Source organism: Flavobacterium sp. FG19 (assembly GCF_057809475.1).
Genome location: NZ_JBMDKA010000028.1, coordinates 25343 through 47064 on the forward strand (window position 1 = coordinate 25343; position 21722 = coordinate 47064).

The window sequence follows — 21722 nt, forward strand, 5'->3', positions numbered from 1 at the left end:
TAATGGTAAAAAATTAGTTTTTCTCAATCCATTTTCTGGCATTCACAAAAGCTTCGTGCCAAGGTGTAACCTCGTCATTTCTGTCTTTTGGATAATGCGCCCAGTTCCATTGGAAAGTCGAACGCTCAATGTGAGGCATCATCACCAAATGTCTTCCTGTTTTATCACACATCATAGCCGTGTTGTAATCAGAACCATTTGGATTTGCAGGATAACCTTCGTAAGCATATTTCGAAACAATGTTGTATTGGTCTTCTGCATAAGGCAATTTGAATTTACCTTCTCCGTGAGAAACCCAAACTCCTAAAGTGCTTCCTGCCAAAGTTGATAACATTACAGAGTTATTTTCCTGAACGGTTACAGAAGTAAAGATACTTTCGTGTTTCTGGCTTTCATTATGAAGCATTTTTCCGTGAACTTCATGTTCCGGATTAATAACTTCTAATTCCATGAACAACTGACATCCGTTACAGATTCCAACAGAAAGTGTATCTTCTCTTTTGAAGAAATTATCTAAAGCTGTTTTTGCTTTTTCGTTGTATAAGAAAGCTCCGGCCCAGCCTTTAGCAGAACCTAAAACGTCAGAGTTAGAGAATCCTCCAACCGCTCCAATGAATTGGATATCTTCAAGCGTTTCACGACCTGAGATCAAATCCGTCATGTGAACGTCTTTTACGTCAAATCCAGCTAAGTACATTGCATTTGCCATTTCGCGCTCAGAATTACTTCCTTTTTCACGAATAATAGCTGCTTTTGGTCTTGGTTTAGAATTGTCGATTTCTGGTTTTTTTCCTGTAAAATGTGCTGGGAAAGTATAATTTAAAACCTGATTTTTATAGTTTTCAAAACGTGCCTGAGCTCTTCCGTTTTTAGATTGTTTTTGATCTAATAAATAAGAAGTTTCGAACCAAACGTCTCTGTACTCCGCAATATCCAAATTATAAATTCCAAATTCCAAACTTGGTTTGCTTTGAACTGTACCTAATTTGAAGAATTCAATATTATTTGCTTTTAATTTAGCTTCAACAGTTGCATCAGATTTTGCTTGGAATACGATCCCGATGTTTTCTGCGAAAAGGATTTTCAACAAGTCTTTTTCCGCGAAAGCGCTAAAATCAATTTTAGCTCCCAAATTAACATCAGCAAAACACAATTCTAATAAAGTTGTGATCAAACCACCGCTTCCGATATCGTGACCCGCTAAGATTTGGCTTTCGCCGATTAATTCCTGAATCGTATTAAAGGCATTTTTGAAGAAAGAAGCGTCTTTGATAGTAGATGTTTCGTTTCCGATTGTATTTCTGATTTGTGCAAAAGAGGAACCTCCTAATTTGAAATCATCCTGAGACAAATTAATATAATAGATTGAATCGCCGTTTTTCTGTAAAACGGGTTCCACTACTTTTCTAATATCGGTACAGTTTCCAGCAGCCGAAATAATAACCGTTCCAGGTGCAATTACTTCGTCGTTTGGATATTTTTGTTTCATTGAAAGTGAATCTTTTCCTGTCGGGATATTGATTCCTAATTCAATTGCAAATTCTGAACAACCTTCAACAGCAGCGTATAAACGAGCATCTTCACCTTCGTTTTTACAAGCCCACATCCAGTTTGCAGATAATGAAACTCCTTTTAACTGCTCTTTAATTGGAGCCCAGATTAAGTTTGATAACGATTCTGCAATCGCATTTCTGGATCCGGCAACCGGATCGATCAAAGCCGCAATAGGAGCGTGTCCGATAGAAGTTGCAATACCTTCTTTTCCTAAATAATCCAGAGCCATAACTCCAACATTATTCAAAGGCAATTGTAACGGACCTGCATTTTGTTGTTTAGCTACTTTTCCTCCAACGCAACGGTCAACTTTGTTGGTCAACCAGTCTTTAGATGCAACAGCCTCTAAACGCAAAACGTCTTTTAAATAGCTTTCGAAATCTGCAGCGTTGTAAGCAACGTCAGCATATTTTCTGTCAACAGTAGAATCGGTCATAACCGTTTTTGGAGAACTTCCGAAGAAATCTTCTAAAGCATAATCCATCGGTTTTGAACCGTTTGATTGTGATTGGAATGTAAAACGGTGATCTCCCGTTACATCTCCAACTTCATACATTGGAGAACGCTCTCTGTCGGCAATTCTTTGTAATGTATCAATATCTTTTTGACCAATAACCAATCCCATTCTTTCCTGAGATTCGTTACCAATAATTTCTTTTGCAGAAAGTGTTGGATCTCCAACAGGCAATTTGTCTAAATCGATCAAACCTCCAGTTTCTTCCACCAATTCAGAAAGACAGTTTAAGTGTCCGCCCGCACCGTGATCGTGAATAGAAACAATTGGGTTATTGTCGCTTTCGACTAAACCACGAATCGCGTTGGCAGCACGTTTTTGCATTTCCGGGTTTGAACGCTGAATCGCATTCAACTCGATTCCTGAACCAAAAGCTCCTGTATCTGCAGAAGAAACCGCAGCACCACCCATTCCGATTCTATAGTTTTCACCTCCAAGAATTACGATTTTATCACCTTCTTGTGGTTTGTGTTTAATTGATTGATCTAATTTTCCGTATCCAATTCCACCTGCTTGCATGATTACTTTATCGTAACCAATTTTTCTGTTTTCTTCTTCGTGTTCGAAAGTTAAAACAGAACCTGTAATAAGCGGCTGACCAAATTTATTTCCGAAATCAGAAGCTCCGTTTGAAGCTTTGATCAAGATGTCCATTGGCGTTTGGTACAACCATTTTCTTTCTTCAACTGCATTTTCCCATTTTCTGTCTTCTTTCAAACGAGAGTAAGACGTCATGTAAACAGCAGTTCCGGCTAATGGCAACGATCCCTGGCCTCCGGCTAAACGGTCACGAATTTCTCCTCCTGATCCTGTTGCAGCTCCATTGAAAGGCTCCACTGTTGTTGGGAAATTATGTGTTTCTGCTTTTAATGAGATTACAGAATCAAATTCTTTTATTTCGTAAAAATCAGGTTTGTCTGCCGATTTTGGTGCAAATTGCTGCACTTTTGGTCCTTTTACAAAAGCAACGTTGTCTTTGTATGCAGAAACAATATCGTTAGGATTTTCCTGAGATGTTTTTTTGATTAATTTGAAAAGAGAAGTTTCTTTTTCTTCTCCGTCGATCACAAATGTTCCGTTGAAGATTTTGTGACGGCAGTGTTCTGAGTTTGCCTGAGAGAAAGCAAAAATTTCAGAATCCGTTAATTTTCTTCCTAGTTTAGTCGAAAGATTGTTTAGGTATTCTACTTCTTCTTCGCTTAAAGCTAAGCCTTCTGCTTTATTGTAAGCAGCGATATCATCAATTTCCAGAATGGGTTCCGGCTGAATGTTGATCGTGTAGATTTCCTGGTCTAATCCATTGAATTTTTGAGAAAGCATTGGGTCAAAATCAGTAAAATCTTCCGTTGCCGGATGAAATTCCTCGATTCTGATAATACCGGAAATTCCCATGTTCTGGGTAATTTCTACAGCATTGGTACTCCAGGGCGTAATCATAGTGGCACGCGGACCAACAAAAAAATCCGTCAAAGCGGATTTCTCGATCTTATGTGCGTCGGCAAAAAGCCAGTTTAATTTTGAAATGTCTTGAGCTGAAAGTTCATTTTGCGTTTGTACGGCAAAAACTGTTTTGCTTTGGTTTTCAAAGAAATGGATCATTGTGATGTGTAGTTTGTTGTATTGAGCTGCAAATTTAGTGTAAATAAATAGCAGGCGCAAATTTGATAACAAACTCTTTTGAAAAAAATGAACTTGCTCTGAAATTAGGCTAAAAATTAAGAATTTATCTGTTTTTTGTTTCACGCAGATTTGGCAGATATTGCAGATTTAATTTTTAGAGTTACTAATAAATCTGTGTCAATATATTTTTAGTTTCCTATCTGTCTAATCTGCGTGAAAAAAAAAATTAGTTGATGATTATTTTCTTGATAATCGTTTCTGAATCTTTAATGATTTTAACAGCGTAAATTCCGCTCGAAAGATGACTTACTGAAATTAAAGAATCTGTCGTGTTTTGTTTTTCAAAAACTTTCTGCCCTGAAAAAGAAAGAATTTCTATAGAATATGGAGATTCTGGATTGTCTAAAACAATATTGAAAATTCCATCAGAAGGATTTGGGAAAACCACAATTTCATCTGAAAGTTCCACAACTTCTTCTGTTGGTTTCACCATTTTGCTTGCTAAATTATTACAGGTATCTTGTGAATACGAGTCCCATTGAGCGCTTAAATTGAAAGTAGTGCTTGGAGAAGTCACGGTCGATTTCCTTCTTAAAGTGACATCAACCGCAAAATTAGCCGTTCCGCCGTTAAAGGTTCCGATGATGTCAATTAAAACGCCGTTTTTAAATAAACCTACTGCATCATTTCCGTTAAAAGTCAGTTCGGTTGCTGTTGTTGAAATATTGGCCGCAGTGGTTGAAAAACAGCTGGAAGAAATGGAACTGTTTACAATTACAAATTTACTTCCGGTTGCTAAAGTGCCGCTTAAAGCCAATCCTGTACTCCAGGAACCTGCTCCGTTGGTTTGTTTTTTGATGGTATAAGCAGACAGGCTGACTGAACTTCCGGTATTGTTTGCAATTTCCAACGCTTTATTGTTTCCGGAACCTTCAATGTATTCAGAAAAAAGCAAATCGGTAGCGGTTCCGGTCCCGCTGCTGTTGGTGGTAACTGAAATAGTATTACTAGACGCAGAAGTATTTCCGGCAGCGTCTTTTGCTTTAACATAAATGGAATAAGCGGTAGAGGCTGTTAAACCTGTAATTGTTGCGGTTGTACCAGAAACAGTTGTTTTTAAAGTGCTATTTGCATAAACATCATATCCTGTAACAGCTGCGTTATCTGTAGAAGCTGTCCACGAAAGTGTAATCGAAACCGCTGTTTTTGAAGTCGAAGCCAAACTTGTTGGTGCAGTTGGTGCCTGTGTGTCTGTAGAAGATGTTCCACCCCAGATTTGATTTACATATTCGGGATGATCTATAAATGGATTTCGGTTGTTTTGACGGGCGTAGATTGCGTTATTTCTTGCAATTTCTCTTGCGCTTACGGGATCCTGTGCGTGCCATGTCAAAAGCATGTTTAAAAATGCTGTTGTAAAAACCTGGTTAGCTGAACCATTAAACATAGCGTAAGAATATCCGGCAACGGTATTTTCATATCTTGTGGCAAAATAAAAATACATTCGGGCGATATCACCTTTAAAAGCATTGATTGGCTCAAAAACCGTTCCTGAATATCCGGATACTGCACTAGAACCTAATTTACTTCCATTTTGAGAGGTATAGGTAGCCGAACTTACATTTCCGTGCGGATAATTGGAACGTACCCCGTTTACTTTTCCGTCGGTTGGAGTTATAAAATGGGCATCGGCCACCATTGGTGACTGCTCATTAAAAACCGACTGTGGAATGATATGTTCCCGGTTATAACAGTCGCCTTCGACAGAGTAGTTCCCGCATCTCTGAGTGGTTCCGGTTGTATAAGTGTAAGGGTCTGTTCCTGATGGATTTTCGGAATACATGTCTAAGATGGTTCCGTCGTTTTCGTAGAAGTTGTCAACGTCAGAAGTTAAATAAGTAGTGTACAAACCGGCATAGCCATTATTGGTATGGTCTTTAATAATGTTGTACAATTGTGTTTTTAAAGTATAACCGGTTCCGGTTGCGGTACTGTAATATCCCGAAGGAATTTGGGCGAAAACACTCGTAACCCCTAGTAACAATAGTAAAAAGTAATTTTTTTTCATAGTATACGGATTAAGATTTGGTTTGGAAATACAATTTTAAAATGCTGGTTTGTAGTGTTTTAAAAATATATTGTAACAAATCTACTACTTTTTGGTATACGATACGTTAAGCGATGTTTAATTTTAGATATATTTTCTTACTGTTGATTTTTGTGTAAAAGTGCCAGGGTATTAAGTTTTACTTTCTTTTAGTGATTTTTTTAATGGCTTCCCTGTATTCTTTTTCATATTTGGTACTGCCATCATTGTCAATTTCAATTTTGTAATTATCAATTTTATTATTTTTGATAGTGTAAAGTCCTGTCCAGTTTGTGCCAGACATTACAAGGCTTTCAATAATTTTATATTTTGAATTATAGCTGGGATTTTTAATTTCATCAAAGCCTTTCACTTTTTTGAAACTATTGGTTTTAGAGTTATATAAATATAAATTGTAGGTCCAGTTACTTCTGACATCAGATATATTTTGAACTAAAAGATCTTTTATGCCGTCATTGTTATAATCTTCGAATTTTATTTCCTGGACGAGGCTGAAAATAGAGTCTTTTAGTAAAACTGAATTTTTGCCATTTACTTTTTGCCGGATGGTCAGAATTGAATTTTTGTCTCCGTCATAACCCTCTTTTTCAGTCTCAAACCTTTTCAATTGTATGGTAATTCCTTTGTTTTTGTAAATAGAATCGCATTGGATTGTTTTTGAACTCTGAGCAAATGTAAAAATACTGGCAGCTAGAAAAATGATGGTCAAAAAACTTCTTTTCATTAGATAATATTAAATTTTTAAAATTTGAGACTTTCAGATTTTTCAGCAAAATTCACACAAAACTTAAATTTCTTATATCGCTTATATGGTTTGAAAATTTTACTTTGGAAAATCTTTACTTTGATAAGCGCCCAGATCCGGAGGTGAAGTTCTTGTAATTCCTAAAATATCAAAGGGAATCATGTATGCCTGATTTCCTTTTGCGAAAGCGGCAGATGTTTTATCAATGTTAAACTGATTTTTAGAAGCATTATAAAACTTCGGGTTTTCATTTAGAATGATATTGTTATAATGTTCGGTGTCGGTTTTAAACTGATAATCAGGATTTGTGGTAGTGCCAAATTTTAACAGGCAGTTGTTGAGCTGATATACAAAAGCGGCGTTTGTATTTTTGCTGATATTGAATTCATTGGTACTGGATCCGTAAATAATACAATTGTTGAAATCAGCTTTTGTCAGCGGATTGCTTTCAGGAGCAGCACCTGTCATACTGTTACTTAAATTTACAGCAAAATGAGAACTGTTGGACCAGTTGTTATTGAAAGTGCAGTGTGTAAAGCTGTAGTTTCCGCCATATACACACGATAAACTGGCTAAACCAGAATAGTTAATTACGATGTTTTCTCCGGTAATCCGGGCATTTTGAGCGAAAATTCCATATTCAGCACAATTGTAAATCTGTGTGTTTTTAATGGATACGGTATTTGAAGGAGCTTTAAAATCCAAACCTATAACAGCATTTTTTAAAGTCAGATGACTGATGGAGTGATCAGTACTTCCATTGGCAAAAATAACCGATTTCCATTGCCCCGGAATATCGGCATATAGAGATTCCAAACGGTCGCCTTCAAAAATAACTTCGTTTTCCAGTTTATCAGTTGTTGAAACCGTTCCGTTAATCTGCAGCGAAGCTTTATCGCCGATATATAAACCTGAATTGGCATGAAAGTGTACTCTCGCCCCGGCTTCAAAAGTCACGGTTTTGTTTTCGGGCACTCCCGCATATCCATAAATTACATAGGGTTTTTGTTTGGTAAAAATTAATTCATTTCCATTTTCAGGATCATTTTCATTAAGGTAGAATCCGTCCGTATCTTTACCTTCGATCTGGATTTTTTCTTTGGTTCCGTCCGGATTTTGTTTGGGATATAGAAAAACAGCATCCTGAATTAAAGTTACCAGAGCTACCTGCTGAAGATTAGCCCCGCTGTCAAACTGGATTTCATCGGTATATAAAAAATCAGTCGGATCAGCGTCGGTAATATCAGCGGTGGTTTCAATAAAAATATACAGACTGTCTTTAGCCAAAAGCGTAACATCTTTAAAAATCTTTCCGTCGCTGCCGGTCATTCCGTCAACGGTCATTCTGTATTTCGAATTCAGTCCTTTTTTAAGCTGGATGACCGGAATCGAAATGTCATTTTTGCTTCGGTTATACACTTTTAGCTGATACGTACTGGATCCGATATTTTTGAAAACGGTGTCCAGATAAACCGTATCTTTTGAAAACTTCAGATCCCCGGTACTGGGAACAGTATCAAAGTCAGTTCGGCACGAACTAAAAGCAAGAATTAAACCGAGAATAAAGATGGCAGAGTATTGACGCATTTGGATGTTTTTTTTTAGCCGCGAATTCACGAATTTTTATTTGAAATAATTTGTGAATTTGTGGCGAATAAATTGCATAATGACAGATAAAAATCTTTTTAATCTGTATAATCTGTGGCCTAAAAAATGCCAAAGATTGATTTTGATTGTTTTTGTAAAAATAGCAAAAAACTGACAAGTTCATAATTGATTTTTAATTTTAGAATCCGATTTTTCGATTTGTGTCTTATCTTTCTTTAATTTTACGATTTTAAAGAATATTTTAATGAACTATACAAAAGAGCAGATTTTGGCGCGCTGTAATGAGTTTTCTAAAAACACATTAATGGAAACGCTGAAAATTGAATATATCGACGCCGGAGAAGATTTTTTAACTGCAAAAATGCCCGTTAATCCAAGCGTTCATCAGCCAATGGGATTACTGCACGGCGGCGCTTCTGCAGCTTTAGCGGAAAGTGTTGGAAGTGCGGCTTCTTTCTTTTTTATCAATCCAAAAGAGCAGGAGGTCAGAGGTATCGAAATTTCGGCAAATCATCTAAAAAGTATTCGTGAAGGGTATGTTTTTGGCACAGCCAGAATTATTCACAAAGGGAGAAGCCTTCATTTGTGGGAAATCAAGATTACAGATGAAGAGGGTAATTTGGTTTCGCTTTGCAAATTAACGAATATGGTTTTGGAAAGAAAGAAAAGTGAATAAAGTATGAATCCGTTTTTCTTAAAAATTAAAAATCATAAAGAGCAGAATTTACCCTTTGTTCTTTATTCTAAACCCAATTCCGTAAATCTGGTTGGGATTTTACAACAGAATACTACTTTGCATACCGTTTCAGACTATAGCGAAAAAGGATTTGTTTTTGCTTCTTTTGATGAAAAACAGCTGATTCTGATTCCGGAAAATGAATCTGAAATTATTACTGCTGAAAAAGAACCAACTTCATTTGAACCAATTGAAACTGATGATTTGAGTTTTGATCCCGAAGCTAAATTTCAATACGAATATTTAGTCGCTCAGGGAATTCAGGCGATTACAAATGAGGAATTCAAAAAAGTGGTTTTATCACGAAGTGAAGAAGTATTTTTATCCGAATTTGATTTTATAAAAACCTTCCAGCATTTGGTTCAGTTGTATCCTGCGACATTCTGTTATTGTTTTTTTCATCCTAAAATTGGATTGTGGATGGGAGCAACGCCTGAGAAACTGTTGAAGGCAAGCGGGAATAATTTTGAAACTATGGCTTTGGCGGGAACGCAGAAAGATAATGCACAAACAGAAATTGTCTGGCAGCAGAAAGAAAAAGACGAACAGCAGTTTGTAACCGATTTTATTGTAAAAAGACTTCGGGAGTTTGCTGCTTCTGTAATAGTTTCGAAACCTTACAGTTTAAAAGCCGGATCAATCTGGCATATTAAAACGGATATTTCAGGAGTTTTAAAAGAGAATTCGACTTTAGAAGAAGTGATTGATACTTTGCATCCAACACCTGCTGTCTGTGGGCTGCCAAAGAAAAAAGCAAAAACATTTATTATCGAAAACGAAAAGTACGACCGTACCTTTTACAGTGGTTTTCTGGGGGAATTAAACAGCAGTTTTGCAGGGAATAATTCAAGTTCTGATTTATTCGTAAATTTACGAAGCATGCAGATTCAGGAAGATAAAGCCATTCTGTATATGGGATGCGGCATTACAAAAGAAAGTATTCCTGAAAAAGAATGGGAAGAAAGCGTCAACAAATCGATGACGATGAAAAAAGTTTTGAAAAAATAACAAAAGAATAGTTTCAAGTTTAAAGTTTCAGGTTTCACGTTCCGTATGTAACTTGAAACCTGAAACCTGAAACAAAACAAACAAAAAAAATGAAATTAGATATACTAGCCTTTGGCGCGCATCCGGATGATGTGGAATTAGGATGTGCGGGGACGATTTTAAAAGAAGTTTCCCTTGGAAAGAAAGTAGGGATTGTTGATTTAACCCGTGGTGAATTAGGAACGCGTGGAACAGCCGAAATTAGAGATCAGGAAGCAAAAGATGCTGCGGAAATTTTAGGGGTTCTGGTGCGTGAAAATTTACGTATGCGCGACGGTTTTTTTGTGAACGACGAAAAACACCAGTTAGAAGTTATAAAAATGATTCGCAAGTATAAACCGGAAATTGTATTATGTAATGCCATCGACGATCGTCATATTGATCACGGAAAAGGCAGTAAGTTGGTTTCAGATGCCTGTTTTTTGTCGGGACTGATGAAAATTGAAACTTCGATTGACGGAGAGCAGCAGGAAGCCTGGAGACCTAAAGTGGTTTATCATTATATTCAGTGGAAAAATATTACGCCGGATTTTGTGGTAGACATTACCGGATTTGAAAAAAAGAAAGTGGAAGCTATTTCGGCCTATAAAACCCAGTTTTATGATCCGGCTTCAAAAGAACCTGCTACGCCTATTACGAGTAAAAACTTCTTTGAAAGTTTAAATTATCGTGCGCAGGACTTAGGGAGACTGGTTGGAAAAGATTTTGCCGAAGGATTTACGGTTGAAAGGTGTTTGGCAGTCAATAGTTTAGAAAATTTATTGTAAATTTTTCATTTTTTTCTTTGTAGAACTCAACCTTTGTTCTATATTTGCACTCGCTAAGCAAAAATGGTGGTTGTAGCTCAGCTGGTTAGAGTAGCGGTTTGTGGTGCCGCGGGTCGCCGGTTCGAACCCGGTCAGCCACCCAGATTTAAAGCCCTGAAGTAATTCAGGGCTTTTTTTGTTTTCTGACGAAAACAAAAAAAGTAAAATCCCAATTTTTTGAAATTCCAAATTCCAAAGTGCTTCATTTTGGAATTTGGATTTTTTTTATTGGAATTACTGTTGGATATGAGGTTTTATTTTTTTTAAAGAGAGAGTTTTTTTTTAAGAAATTTTTTCTTTTTTTTATATTTTTTATAGGATTTTTTTTATATGTTAGCAAAATATGCTTATGGTATATTTATATTAATTATTTAAAACTTTAAACTATGAAAAAAACAATCAAAAAAATGGATTTGAACTCAGTAAAAACTATTTCTAAAGAAGAAATGAAGACAGTTACTGGAGGAATGAAGTGGAAAGGAAGCAGGATGAGTGACAATGTTATTGATTTAAGAGGGTTTCCTAGAATACCAACTTTATATGAAACTTTAACAGGTAATTAATAATGTATAAAATTCTATAAATTATTTATTTGAATTTAAAAAAGCCCGACTGTAAAGTCGGGCTTTTTGGTGGTTATTATATTTGGCTTTTGTATTATCAAATCTCGTCGAATGTATTTCCTTGCTTAATATCTCCGGTTTTGTAACCTTTCTGAAACCAATACATTCTTTGTTCTGAAGTTCCATGGGTAAAAGAATCCGGCACAACATGTCCTTGTAATTTACTCTGAATAGCATCATCACCAACAGCATTTGCGGCACTTAATGCTTCCTCAATATCCCCAACATCTAGATTTTCCTCATTATAATGTGCCCAGACTCCAGCATAGAAATCAGCTTGTAATTCTAGAGCAACAGATAATTTATTGGCTTCGGCTTTACTTTTTCCCTGCTGTGCTTGACGCATTTTTGCAGAGGTTCCTAGTAAGGTTTGAATATGATGACCAATTTCGTGCGCAATTACATAAGCAATCGCAAAATCACCTCCTTTTGCACCAAACTTAGTTTTTAATTCTTCAAAAAAAGCTAAATCCATGTAGACTTTGTGGTCAGCAGGGCAATAAAAAGGGCCTGAGGCTGATGATGCACTGCCACAAGCACTTTGATCGGAGTCTTTAAAAAGTACTAATTTTGGTTTTTCGTATGTCATGCCGTGCTCAGCAAAAATTTTACTCCATATGTTTTCAGTGTCTGCCAAAATAACTCCGACATAATTTCCCATTTTTTTGTCTTCCTCACTTAATGGAGCAGCAGCTTCAGTTCGTTGCGATTGTCCGCCTTGCATTTGTTCCAAAATTGGTGCTATTTGCTGACCTGTTTCACCGCCAAAAACATTCAGAAGCAGAATAATGATTCCGATAATACCGCCTCCCACAGCAATTTTTCCGCCGGGAACTGATCTCCGGTCTTCCACATTATCACTTTGTCTTCTGCCTTGCCATTTCATAGTAAATTGTTTTTAAGCTTTTTGTGTTTTTCTTTGTACGAATTTATAGAATTTTCGGGAAAAATGAAGTCCTGCAGTAATTTTGTTTTTAATTTATTTTAACCATTTTACCAGAGTTTCTTCAACAGAGCCTTTCATGATGGGTTTTGAGATATAATCATCCATTCCGGCTGATAAACATTTATTTCGTTCTTCTTTTTCGGCTCCGGCGGTTACGGCAATAATTGGAATGTCTTTTCCTATAGCGGTGTTCCGGATTGCTTTCGTGGTTTCGTAGCCGTTCATAATGGGCATTTGGATATCCATAAAAACAAGGGTGGGATTGATGCTTTCAAATTGTTTTACGGCTTCGTAACCGTTTTCACATTCAAAAATAAAGGCGTTGTTATACAGGTTTTTGACGATTGTTTTTAAAAGTAGCATATTGACTTTGTTGTCTTCCACAATCAGGAAACGTATATCGCTGTGGTTTGCTTCGTCTGCATCAGAACTGGATAATATATGAAGGTTTTTAAGTTCGTTATTGTATTTTTCGTTAATGCTCTGATTGCTGGTTTTTAAATTTAAATCAAAGAAAAAATTACTTCCTTCGCCAATTTTACTTTCTAACTGCAGACGGCTTTCCATTAAGGCCAGAAGCTGATTGGAGATAGTAAGTCCTAAACCGGTTCCTCCAAATTTTCTCGTTGTAGAACTATCAGCCTGTGAAAAGGCTTTGAAAATTTTCTTCTGGTTTTTTTCCATAATACCAATTCCGGTATCCACCACCGAGAAACGAATCGTGCAATGATTGTTTTTGTTTTTTGATAAAACAGAAACGTTTAGTTTTATTGAGCCTTCATGAGTGAACTTAACAGCGTTGGAAAGCAGGTTGATCAAAATTTGTTTGATTCGTACAATGTCAGTCCAAATGTATTTAGGCACATCACGGTCAACATTAAGTTCGAGCTGCAGGCTTTTTTGGTTAGATTCAAAAACAATTAAATCAAATACCTGCCCCAATACTTTTTTGATATCATACAAATCAATGAAAAGCTCCAGTTTTCCGGCTTCAATTTTAGAGAAATCCAGAATGTCATTTATAATTTCGAGCAGCGAATGTGCTGACTGATTAATGGTGGTCATGTATTTTTCCTGGATTTCTTCCAGTTCGGTTTTCATCAGTAAATGAGTAAAACCTATAATTCCATTCAGCGGTGTCCTGATTTCATGTGACATGTTGGCCAGGAAATCAGATTTTGATTTGTTGGCTGCTTCGGCCAGCTGTTTGGCTTTAATGGCATCTTCGGTTTCTTTTTTATTGGTAATATCGAAATAAATGCCGCCCACAAATTCAATTTCATCTCCTTTCTTGATCACATCTCCAAATTCTTCTACCCAGATATATTCGCCGCTTTTTCGTTTAATCCTGTAAATGTTATGCAGTGGTATTCCGCTTTGAAGGTTGTCAATCTGATTGTTGATGACTTCATCCCGGTCGTCATGATGAATAAGGGATAAAAAAGACAGGTTGTTTTCTATGAATTCGGCTTTAGAATATCCGGTTAAATTCTGAATTTCGTCGTTTAGGAAAATTTTGGTCGAAAAAGCATCAAATTTTGATAAATAAACCGTTCCGGGAATATTGTTGGCAATTAATTTAAATTTCTCCTCACTCTCGATGATTTTGGCTTCGTTTCGGTTTCTTTCTAAGGCCGATGAAATATTATTGGCCAGGATCTGGAAAATATAAATTTCTTCTTCGAGCCATTTTCTTTCTTTTGTACAGTCGTCAAAACCAATAAATCCGGTAAAAATATCGTTGATGTATAACGGCAGAATCAGGATGGATTTTATTTCATTGTTAATCAGCAGCTGTTTGAAAAAGGTTTTTTCGAGTTTTCGGGTATAGGTATTGACAATTCGTTTGTTACGTGCCGCTTCAAAAATCTCGGTTAAATTTTCCTCTGTCATCTGGCGGAGAGGGGTTATCTGATGCGCAACGCCCTGTCTGGACCATTTGTATTTCTGGCTGACTGTATTAGTCGTAAAGTCTCTTTCATAATAAAACATATGGTCAGCCTTGGAAGCTTTTCCAATTAATTCATAAGTTTCCTGGAACATCTGTTCGGTAGACTTGCTGAGCAAAAATTTCTCGGTACAAAGGGAAAGTGCTGATAAAAGCTGACTTTTAAATTCTAAACGCCTTTCGGTTTCCAGACGCATCTGCATTGAAATCGCCAGCGAAATAACGTCAGAAATGGTTCGGGCATAGTTGATGTCTTCATTGTCCCATTCCCTTTGTTCCTGAGTGCTTTCAAAACAAACGACTCCGGCCAGCTGTCCGCTGAGGAAGATTGGAACATCCAGCATTGATTTAATTTGATTTTTGGTGAAATACAGGGTCTGGAATTCAGATGTTTCCAGTTTATTGAAAACATCAGGAGCATTGATAATCGCTTTGTTTTTTAATGTTTCAAAATAGATAGGGTAGGATTCTTTATCCAGTATGTTTTTGTCAGTTATGTTTTGATTGTCAATGCTGTACAGGTTTTTGCAGGTGATAAGGTCTTTGTAGTATTTCCAGAAACTTACCCGGTTTGATTTGCTGACAGTCGAAGCTTCTTTGATGATATAATCAATAACAGAGTTCAGGTTATTGTAAGTGCTGAAATCTGTGGTGGATAATTTTTTGGTCGAATTAGTATAGGCCTCGATTTTTTCAAGACGTCTTTTCTTTTCGTTTTCGGCGTTTTTGATTTCTGTAATATCCCTGGCAATTCCGGCAAAACCTATAGTTTGCCCAAGGTCGCTTTTGCGGATAATAATTTTTTGGGAAATCCATAATTCCTGTCCGTTTTTCTTTAAAATCGGAATTTCGATTATGGGGAAATTGTGTCCGTCGCTTTCAAAGTTTTCATAGAAATCGACGGCACTTATGGAATACTTTTCGTGGATAAAATTAGAATAATGTTTGTTGATGATTTCATTTTCAGAATAGCCTAGAAGAGAATAAGCAAATTCATTGATAAAGGTAAAATGGCCTTCGGCATCTACTTCAAAAATAATATCCGTTGCGGTCTGAATTAAGTTTTTGTACTGGTCCTGTACAATAATCTGTTCGGTAACATCCTGACCAATACTGATTACCAGATCGTCAGAGAATTTTTTGTCTTTCCATTGTATATACTTGTATTCTCCGTTTTTGCTTTTTAGTTTTCGGGTATAGATTTTATTTTCTTCATGACTTATAGGAGCGGGATAATCGTACGGTTCCTTATCGTCCCGGGTGAGTTTCCAGAATTTAGGCCCCATTACTTCATCGGGGTAATATCCTAAAATAGCGATAATGGTTTCGCTGCAGAATAGTACTTCGCCTTTTTGATCGGTGGCAATGGTCAATGAATTTCCTTTGTGCACAATTTCGCTGGCAAACCTGAAATTATCGCGGTTGTTTAATAAAACGGCATATTTTACCTGATTGATAATAAAAATCAGAATACAGAAATTGATTAACAGTATTGATGATTTTATCGGAATTAAATGAAAGACTATCGTAAGGATTAAAAAGATAAAAACAAGCCCAACAAAGAACCAGTAAACTTTTATGGGTTTTAAGATGTTGTACGAAAAGAAAAATGAAATCAGGAATACGATAACAGGAACAACATCATTGGACAGAAAAATAATATTATATCCTACATAACTGATGTAAATGAAGAAACTGAAAATAAAAATCTTCTGGATTTTATCACGGAGCCATTTTATTTTATCGGTAATTAAATAAGCCAGCAATACCGAAAAACCTATAGAAACGTTTATAACCAGTAAACTTTTAGGCCTGATTTTAAAAATCTCATTTATGATTTCAATTACGATTACGGCAATTCCAAAGAATAAAATATAAAGCTGATATTCCCTGTTTACAGTATCTGCTTCTTTCTTTTTTTCGATGAAGTTTCCAATTTTGGCTTTTATTCTGAAAAACTGATACACCAGCAGCCCCAGAAAAGCCAATAAGGAAAGTCCTAAGATAATAAGTTTTGGATTGTTAAAAAAAATGATATCCGTGTTGAAGACATACCAGTTTGTCATAATCGATTTCAGGGTATTACCAAAACCGGCAATTCCTGAAACCAATAAATTGAAAAAACTATAGTCTTCTACCATAGATTTTGGTTTTTGGTTTAGTAAATAGCAATCTTAAATTCTAAAAAACAGAATTGGTTAGTTTCTGTTTCTTTCAGAATTCTGGTTTTATTCTAAATCTGTTTTTCCTATCGAATCTATCGAATCGGGTTCTTCTTCGGCATGAAAAATAGAAAAATAAGCGGCATAGTTTACGGAAGTGTTGAATACTATGGTGAAAATTACCCCGATACAACAACCCACAAAACCGGCCATTGAGCCTAAAAGGCCTATTATGAACAATAGAAAAATAATCAATGGATTTTTACTTACGACCACTATGCTTGATTTTATGGCATCGATGGCAGTTAAATTTCCAAAAACAACTAATGGAATCGCAAAATAGGTAAAAAATGAAATTAACAACGAAATGACACCACCCAAAAACGGCACTCCTGAGCTTTCCAGAAAATAAGAAATCCCGGTGCTTACAATGGCCAGCATAAAAGCCATCGAAAATAACTGTAAAAAGTACGGTGCTCTGTAATAAGTAAAAATAGTCGATACGTTAAATTCCTGATCTTTATCGGCACAGTCGGCCATTTTTAGAAATCCTGCCCCCAGCGGTGCAAAAACGGCAGTAACGGCTGCTATGGAAACAGTTGAAATAAGCTGTTCAATATAAGTGAGTTTCTGACTTTCAAATTGGGTGATAAATTCTTCAGAGAAAGCCTGTATTCCAAAAAAGACAGCCATAGTCCCTATTATTAAAGCAAAAGCAAGAATAGAAAATACGACAATAATTAATCCTGAATATAAAGCAATCTTTTTATAATTTTCGAAAGCATAATTAATAGCAGCGGAAAAATCTATTGAATAGCCATCTCTTCTGATGTCTTCAATCTGTTCAAGTGTGGATTTCATTTTAAAAAGTAAAGTTGTTTTATATATTTCGTTTTACTAATTATAGTTTGACGTAAATATAATATTTTTAATCAATTCCGTATCAAAATCTACAAAACATTACGAAATTGTTTTTAAGAGGTTAAATCCAGTCCAGAACTCTTTTGATGGAAGCCAGTTTGTCTCTGTAAGGAGCATATCGCATAGGCAGGTCGAGCCAGTTTCCTTTTTTTACAATGGCTTTATGATGAGAAAAAGTGTCAAAACTTCTTTGTCCGTGATAAGCTCCAATACCGCTGTGGCCTACACCTCCAAAAGGCAGTCTTTTATTAGAAAAATGTACCACAGTATCATTGATACAGCCGCCGCCAAAAGAATATTCACCAATGAGTTTTTGAGCAAATGCTTTTTTTTCACTAAAAATATAAAAAGCAAGAGGTTTTTCATATCTGCTGATCACGTTATGAATTTCATGCGGAGTTTCGTAAGTCAGTATCGGTAAAAGAGGACCAAATATTTCTTCCCGCATGATGGCACTGTCTAAATCAGGTTCTTCAATTAATGTGGGCGAAATATACAGTTTGTCATGATTGGTTTCTCCACCAAAAATAACTTTTTCACGATCAATCATCTGATCCAGTCGTACCCAGTTTTTGGTATTGATGATACGGGCAAAATCAGGCGATTTGTCTATTTTTTTTCCGTAAGCGTTTACGATTTCTTCCATTAGAAAAGAAATGAAATTAACTTTCATATTTTTCTGGATCAGTATGTAATCAGGAGCTATACAGGTTTGTCCGGCATTGATGAATTTTCCCCATACAATTCGTTTGGCTGCCAGTTTTAAATCGGCTGTTTCATCAATAACGCACGGGTTTTTTCCTCCCAGTTCCAGTGTAACAGGAGTAAGGTTTTCGGCTGCCGCTTTTGCTACAATTTTACCAACAGAAACACTGCCGGTAAAGAAAATATAATCCCAGCGCTGCGCAAGGAGTTTGTCTGCTGTTTCTACTCCGCCTTCAAAAACTTCAACATGGCTGATATGAAATGTTTTTTCGATAATTCTGGCGATGATGGAAGAGGTGTGGGGTGTTAGCTCAGAAGGTTTGAGAACTACCCGGTTTCCTGCGGCAACAGCGGCAATAAGCGGACATAAAGCCAGCTGGAACGGATAATTCCAGGGCGCTATGATTAAAACATTTCCATAAGGTTCTTTGTAGATATAATCTGAGGACGGAAAATTGAGTATAGATGGAAAAACACGTTTGGGTCTGGCCCAGGAATGAATGTTTTTAATAGTGTCTTTCAGATCCGAAATAACATAGTTGGTTTCTGTTAAAACAGCTTCAAATTCAGGCTTTTTAAAATCATCATATAAAGCTTTTACGATCAGATCTTCGTTTTTCTGAATGTTATATAATAACTTTTTCAGGGTTTCTTTTCGGTATCTGATGTCGTTTTTAAAGTCCATTTTATGATCAGCTTGATTTTTAGGATATGCAAGTTAATCGATAAAAATTAAAAAATTAACAATTTAATCATAAAATCATACGGCATTCCAAATCGTTTCGTCCGGAACCGGAGCTGTAATCGTAATGTTTTCTTTGGTAACCGGATGTGTAAAAACCAGCTTTCGGGCATGCAGGTGGATTCCTCCGTCAGGATTGCTGCGGTCGGCACCATATTTTAAATCACCCTTTATTGGAGAACCAATGGCACTTAACTGTGCACGAATCTGATGGTGGCGTCCGGTATGAAGATTGATTTCCAGCACCGTATAGTTTTGAAGTTCTTTGATGATTTTATAATCGAGGCTGGCCTGTTTACTGTCCGGAACTTCTTTCAGATGTGCTTTTGAAGTATTGTTTTTCTCGTTTCTTTTGAGGTAATGAACCAGTCTGGCTGATGCTTCGGCAGGTTTATTTTTTACGACTGCCCAATAGGTTTTTTTGGTTTCACGATTACTGAACAATTCGTTCATTCGTGATAATGCTTTGCTGGTTCTGGCAAATACCACAATTCCGGTAGTAGGACGGTCTAAGCGGTGAATCACGCCCAGAAAAACATCACCGGGTTTATGGTACTTTTCTTTGATATATTCTCTCACGACATCAGACAAGGGTTTGTCACCTGTTTTGTCGCCCTGCACAATGTCTCCGACACGTTTATTAATCACAATTAAATGATTGTCTTCATGTAAAATCTGGAGATTGTTTTTATCGGAAAGAATTTTCATTTTTGACCTGAAATTTAAATTGAAAAAAGCTGGGCGATAGCCTGACTGTTTAAAAATAAACCTCCAGCTTTAGCCGGAGGTACTTTATAAAACTTTTGAACTTTGTCACTAAAGAATCTTAGCTGCTAAGAACCTGAGCGACTTCGTATCTTAAAAAATTAATATTGTTCTTTTTCGTTAGGGAAATCCTTTGATTTTACATCGGCAGCATACTGACCAATTGCTTTTGTCATTTCTTCGTATAAATTTAAATAACGACGTAAGAAACGAGGGCTGAATTCATTGTTCATTCCCAGCATATCATGAATTACCAGAACCTGTCCGTCAACGCCGCCTCCGGCACCAATTCCAATAACCGGGATGGAGATACTTTCGGCAACTTTTTTAGCCAGATCAGCAGGAATTTTTTCAAGGACAACTCCAAAACAGCCTATTTTTTCAAGCATCTGTGCGTCTTCGATTAATTTTTCGGCTTCCTGCTCTTCTTTGGCACGAACACTGTAAGTTCCGAATTTGTATATTGATTGTGGAGTTAAACCCAAATGTCCCATAACCGGAACTCCGGCATTTAATATCTTTTTAATGGATTCTTTAATTTCTTTTCCGCCTTCCAGCTTTACCGCATGGGCACCGCTTTCTTTCATGATTCTGATAGCAGAACGTAAAGCTTCTTTTGGGTCTGACTGATAACTTCCGAAAGGTAAATCGACTACAACTAAACCTCTTTCTACAGCGCGAACTACAGATGAAGCGTGATATATCATTTGATCTAAAGTAATTGGCAAAGTCGTTTCATGGCCCGCCATAACATTGGATGCAGAATCTCCAACCAAAATCACGTCGACTCCGGCAGTATCAACAATTTTAGCCATTGTATAATCATACGCTGTAAGCATGGAGATTTTTTCTCCGTTGCTTTTCATTTCAATTAATGACTTTGTGGTGATTCTTTTATAATCTTTTTTTGCTACTGACATTTTATGTTTTTTTGATAATGTAAAAGTATTGAATAATTGTAAAAGGGGAATCAGCAATAAAAGAATATTTCGACAGAAAATATTTTCCCATCTTTAAATTCGATTATAAATCTGCTGTCTTCCATTGCGATAGAATAAATATGAGGTGATTTTATCGAAGCATCGATATAAGTTCCGTATTTTTCAATGAAAGCTTTTTCGGACACCGAATTATCTAAAACTGAATTGGCATTTATGATAAGCTTGTTGTTGTCGTTAATGTAAACTTTAACTATTTCGGCTTGATTTTTCTTTTCGTCAACAGAAGTTTCTAAATCAGGATAATAATAAAATAAATCACTTAAGTAAATACCACACTCATCGCTGATATTTGCCTTTTTAGCAGGTTTTCCAAATATGTTAACTAATTCTGTCTGCGATAAATAAAAGGATCTTGTTTTAATGCCTTTTAAACTGAATTCGGCTTTTTTGGTAAGAGCAATAATTTGTTCTGCAGTTTTAGATTTCATCAAACCTTTAACAATCGCCATGTTCAATTCGGTTTCAGCAAGAAGTTTAGGGCTATTTAATTGTTTTACAACTTCATAATATCGTTGATAAGCCGGAGATAAAGTTGTTTTATCACTATTCCAGGCTAATTCAACAATACGTTCACTGATTGTCTTGCGATCAGGAATGTTGTTTACATCTAATTTGTCAAACTCTTTAAGTAAAGCATTCATGCTGGGTCTTTTTCCAACAAATTTTCTTAACGTAAACATTATGTATTCTTCCTTAAAACCACCGGATAGGTTAACCCATTCATTTTCATCTTTTGGAAGATAATCAATAGAAACAGCATCACCGGTAAATAAAATCTCTCTAACCTTTGAATTCTTATCAGGAAGCACTCTGGCTTTTAAACCCGCTGCCTGTATAAAAAGGTGATTACTGCCATGATAATGATCTCCGCCAAAAAGAATAGGATTTTCCGGATCTGTGGTTTTTATATCACTTGCGTTTAAAGATGTAGATATGAATTTAGCCGGAACATATCCTTCAGAAAAATTATCAGCTTTGACTTTATACCAGCCATTTTTGCTCTCAGACAACAGTTGTACCTGAGCTCCATATTTAAAATAACCTAAAAAATCAGAGGTATTTGTACTGGTATACAAACGAGTATCTGAATTAATAAAATACGTTTCCTGTGAATGTGATGAAAGAGAACAGAATAATGCAATAAAAAAGTAGAATTTTTTCATGAAGAAAAT

The 21722-nt window shown here is 36.2% G+C and carries 15 protein-coding genes and 1 tRNA gene; 5 read left to right on the plus strand and 11 right to left on the minus strand.

The annotated features are described in order from the left end of the window. Positions 1 to 13: 13 nt before the first annotated feature. From purL to ACODST_RS22440, 4 genes are all read right to left on the minus strand, one after another. On the minus strand, positions 14 to 3667 hold the full coding sequence (gene purL / locus ACODST_RS22425; protein ID WP_488934323.1) for a phosphoribosylformylglycinamidine synthase: 3654 nt from the start codon (positions 3665 to 3667) through the stop codon (positions 14 to 16). 247 nt (positions 3668 to 3914) lie between these two features. Next, on the minus strand, positions 3915 to 5756 hold the full coding sequence (locus ACODST_RS22430; RefSeq protein WP_488934324.1) for an endonuclease: 1842 nt from the start codon (positions 5754 to 5756) through the stop codon (positions 3915 to 3917). 178 nt (positions 5757 to 5934) lie between these two features. After that, positions 5935 to 6519 carry an XAC2610-related protein gene (locus ACODST_RS22435; protein ID WP_488934325.1) on the minus strand — a complete coding sequence of 195 codons (585 nt, stop codon included), beginning with the start codon at positions 6517 to 6519 and terminating at the stop codon, positions 5935 to 5937. A 99-nt stretch (positions 6520 to 6618) separates the two neighbouring features. Further along, on the minus strand, positions 6619 to 8127 hold the full coding sequence (locus tag ACODST_RS22440) for a hypothetical protein (RefSeq protein ID WP_488934326.1): 1509 nt from the start codon (positions 8125 to 8127) through the stop codon (positions 6619 to 6621). A 265-nt stretch (positions 8128 to 8392) separates the two neighbouring features. On the opposite strand from ACODST_RS22440, the gene ACODST_RS22445 reads away from it, so the two are divergent. The 5 genes from ACODST_RS22445 (at position 8393) to ACODST_RS22465 (ending at position 11300) form a co-directional block, all read left to right on the plus strand. After that, a complete protein-coding gene (locus ACODST_RS22445; RefSeq protein ID WP_488934327.1) occupies positions 8393 to 8824 on the plus strand; it encodes a PaaI family thioesterase in 432 nt (143 codons plus the stop codon). A gap of 3 nt (positions 8825 to 8827) precedes the next feature. Then, the gene (locus tag ACODST_RS22450; RefSeq protein ID WP_488934328.1) at positions 8828 to 9892 is read left to right on the plus strand and encodes a chorismate-binding protein; all 1065 of its coding nucleotides are present in this window, start codon (positions 8828 to 8830) and stop codon (positions 9890 to 9892) included. An 89-nt stretch (positions 9893 to 9981) separates the two neighbouring features. Further along, on the plus strand, positions 9982 to 10698 hold the full coding sequence (gene bshB1, locus ACODST_RS22455) for a bacillithiol biosynthesis deacetylase BshB1 (RefSeq protein WP_488934329.1): 717 nt from the start codon (positions 9982 to 9984) through the stop codon (positions 10696 to 10698). 66 nt (positions 10699 to 10764) lie between these two features. Next, positions 10765 to 10838, plus strand: a tRNA-His gene (locus ACODST_RS22460). Positions 10839 to 11123: 285 nt separating this feature from the next. Then, the gene (locus tag ACODST_RS22465) at positions 11124 to 11300 is read left to right on the plus strand and encodes a bacteriocin (protein ID WP_488934330.1); all 177 of its coding nucleotides are present in this window, start codon (positions 11124 to 11126) and stop codon (positions 11298 to 11300) included. 97 nt (positions 11301 to 11397) lie between these two features. Here the strand turns inward: ACODST_RS22465 and ypfJ are convergent, their stop codons facing one another. The 7 genes from ypfJ to ACODST_RS22500 form a co-directional block, all read right to left on the minus strand. After that, positions 11398 to 12246 (minus strand): KPN_02809 family neutral zinc metallopeptidase, encoded by an 849-nt coding sequence (ypfJ, locus tag ACODST_RS22470; RefSeq protein WP_488934331.1) that lies wholly within the window; start codon positions 12244 to 12246, stop codon positions 11398 to 11400. A 93-nt stretch (positions 12247 to 12339) separates the two neighbouring features. Continuing rightward, positions 12340 to 16395, minus strand: coding sequence for a PAS domain S-box protein (locus ACODST_RS22475; protein WP_488934332.1), 4056 nt, complete (start codon positions 16393 to 16395; stop codon positions 12340 to 12342). An 87-nt stretch (positions 16396 to 16482) separates the two neighbouring features. Further along, the gene (locus tag ACODST_RS22480) at positions 16483 to 17277 is read right to left on the minus strand and encodes a hypothetical protein (protein WP_488934333.1); all 795 of its coding nucleotides are present in this window, start codon (positions 17275 to 17277) and stop codon (positions 16483 to 16485) included. Positions 17278 to 17398: 121 nt separating this feature from the next. Next, positions 17399 to 18727 (minus strand): aldehyde dehydrogenase, encoded by a 1329-nt coding sequence (locus ACODST_RS22485; RefSeq protein WP_488934334.1) that lies wholly within the window; start codon positions 18725 to 18727, stop codon positions 17399 to 17401. A gap of 75 nt (positions 18728 to 18802) precedes the next feature. Then, positions 18803 to 19492, minus strand: coding sequence for an RluA family pseudouridine synthase (locus ACODST_RS22490; protein WP_488934335.1), 690 nt, complete (start codon positions 19490 to 19492; stop codon positions 18803 to 18805). 158 nt (positions 19493 to 19650) lie between these two features. After that, positions 19651 to 20469: a 3-methyl-2-oxobutanoate hydroxymethyltransferase gene (gene panB, locus ACODST_RS22495; RefSeq protein WP_488934336.1), complete on the minus strand. Its 819-nt coding sequence runs from the start codon at positions 20467 to 20469 to the stop codon at positions 19651 to 19653. Between the two features lie 50 nt (positions 20470 to 20519). Continuing rightward, entirely contained in the window at positions 20520 to 21713 is a 1194-nt protein-coding gene (locus ACODST_RS22500) for an SH3 domain-containing protein (RefSeq protein WP_488934337.1), read from the minus strand. Positions 21714 to 21722: the final 9 nt, after the last annotated feature.

Bases quoted from the DNA above. Each gene is read 5' to 3' on its own strand.
- ypfJ (WP_488934331.1), bottom strand. From the start codon at position 12,246: ATGAAATGGCAAGGCAGAAGACAAAGTGATAATGTGGAAGACCGGAGA.
- ACODST_RS22480 (WP_488934333.1), bottom strand. From the start codon at position 17,277: ATGAAATCCACACTTGAACAGATTGAAGACATCAGAAGAGATGGCTAT.
- ACODST_RS22500 (WP_488934337.1), bottom strand. From the start codon at position 21,713: ATGAAAAAATTCTACTTTTTTATTGCATTATTCTGTTCTCTTTCATCA.
- ACODST_RS22440 (WP_488934326.1), bottom strand. From the start codon at position 8,127: ATGCGTCAATACTCTGCCATCTTTATTCTCGGTTTAATTCTTGCTTTT.
- ACODST_RS22450 (WP_488934328.1), top strand. From the start codon at position 8,828: ATGAATCCGTTTTTCTTAAAAATTAAAAATCATAAAGAGCAGAATTTA.
- bshB1 (WP_488934329.1), top strand. From the start codon at position 9,982: ATGAAATTAGATATACTAGCCTTTGGCGCGCATCCGGATGATGTGGAA.
- ACODST_RS22465 (WP_488934330.1), top strand. From the start codon at position 11,124: ATGAAAAAAACAATCAAAAAAATGGATTTGAACTCAGTAAAAACTATT.
- ACODST_RS22445 (WP_488934327.1), top strand. From the start codon at position 8,393: ATGAACTATACAAAAGAGCAGATTTTGGCGCGCTGTAATGAGTTTTCT.
- ACODST_RS22430 (WP_488934324.1), bottom strand. From the start codon at position 5,756: ATGAAAAAAAATTACTTTTTACTATTGTTACTAGGGGTTACGAGTGTT.
- ACODST_RS22490 (WP_488934335.1), bottom strand. From the start codon at position 19,492: ATGAAAATTCTTTCCGATAAAAACAATCTCCAGATTTTACATGAAGAC.
- panB (WP_488934336.1), bottom strand. From the start codon at position 20,469: ATGTCAGTAGCAAAAAAAGATTATAAAAGAATCACCACAAAGTCATTA.
- ACODST_RS22485 (WP_488934334.1), bottom strand. From the start codon at position 18,727: ATGGACTTTAAAAACGACATCAGATACCGAAAAGAAACCCTGAAAAAG.
- ACODST_RS22435 (WP_488934325.1), bottom strand. From the start codon at position 6,519: ATGAAAAGAAGTTTTTTGACCATCATTTTTCTAGCTGCCAGTATTTTT.
- purL (WP_488934323.1), bottom strand. From the start codon at position 3,667: ATGATCCATTTCTTTGAAAACCAAAGCAAAACAGTTTTTGCCGTACAA.
- ACODST_RS22475 (WP_488934332.1), bottom strand. From the start codon at position 16,395: ATGGTAGAAGACTATAGTTTTTTCAATTTATTGGTTTCAGGAATTGCC.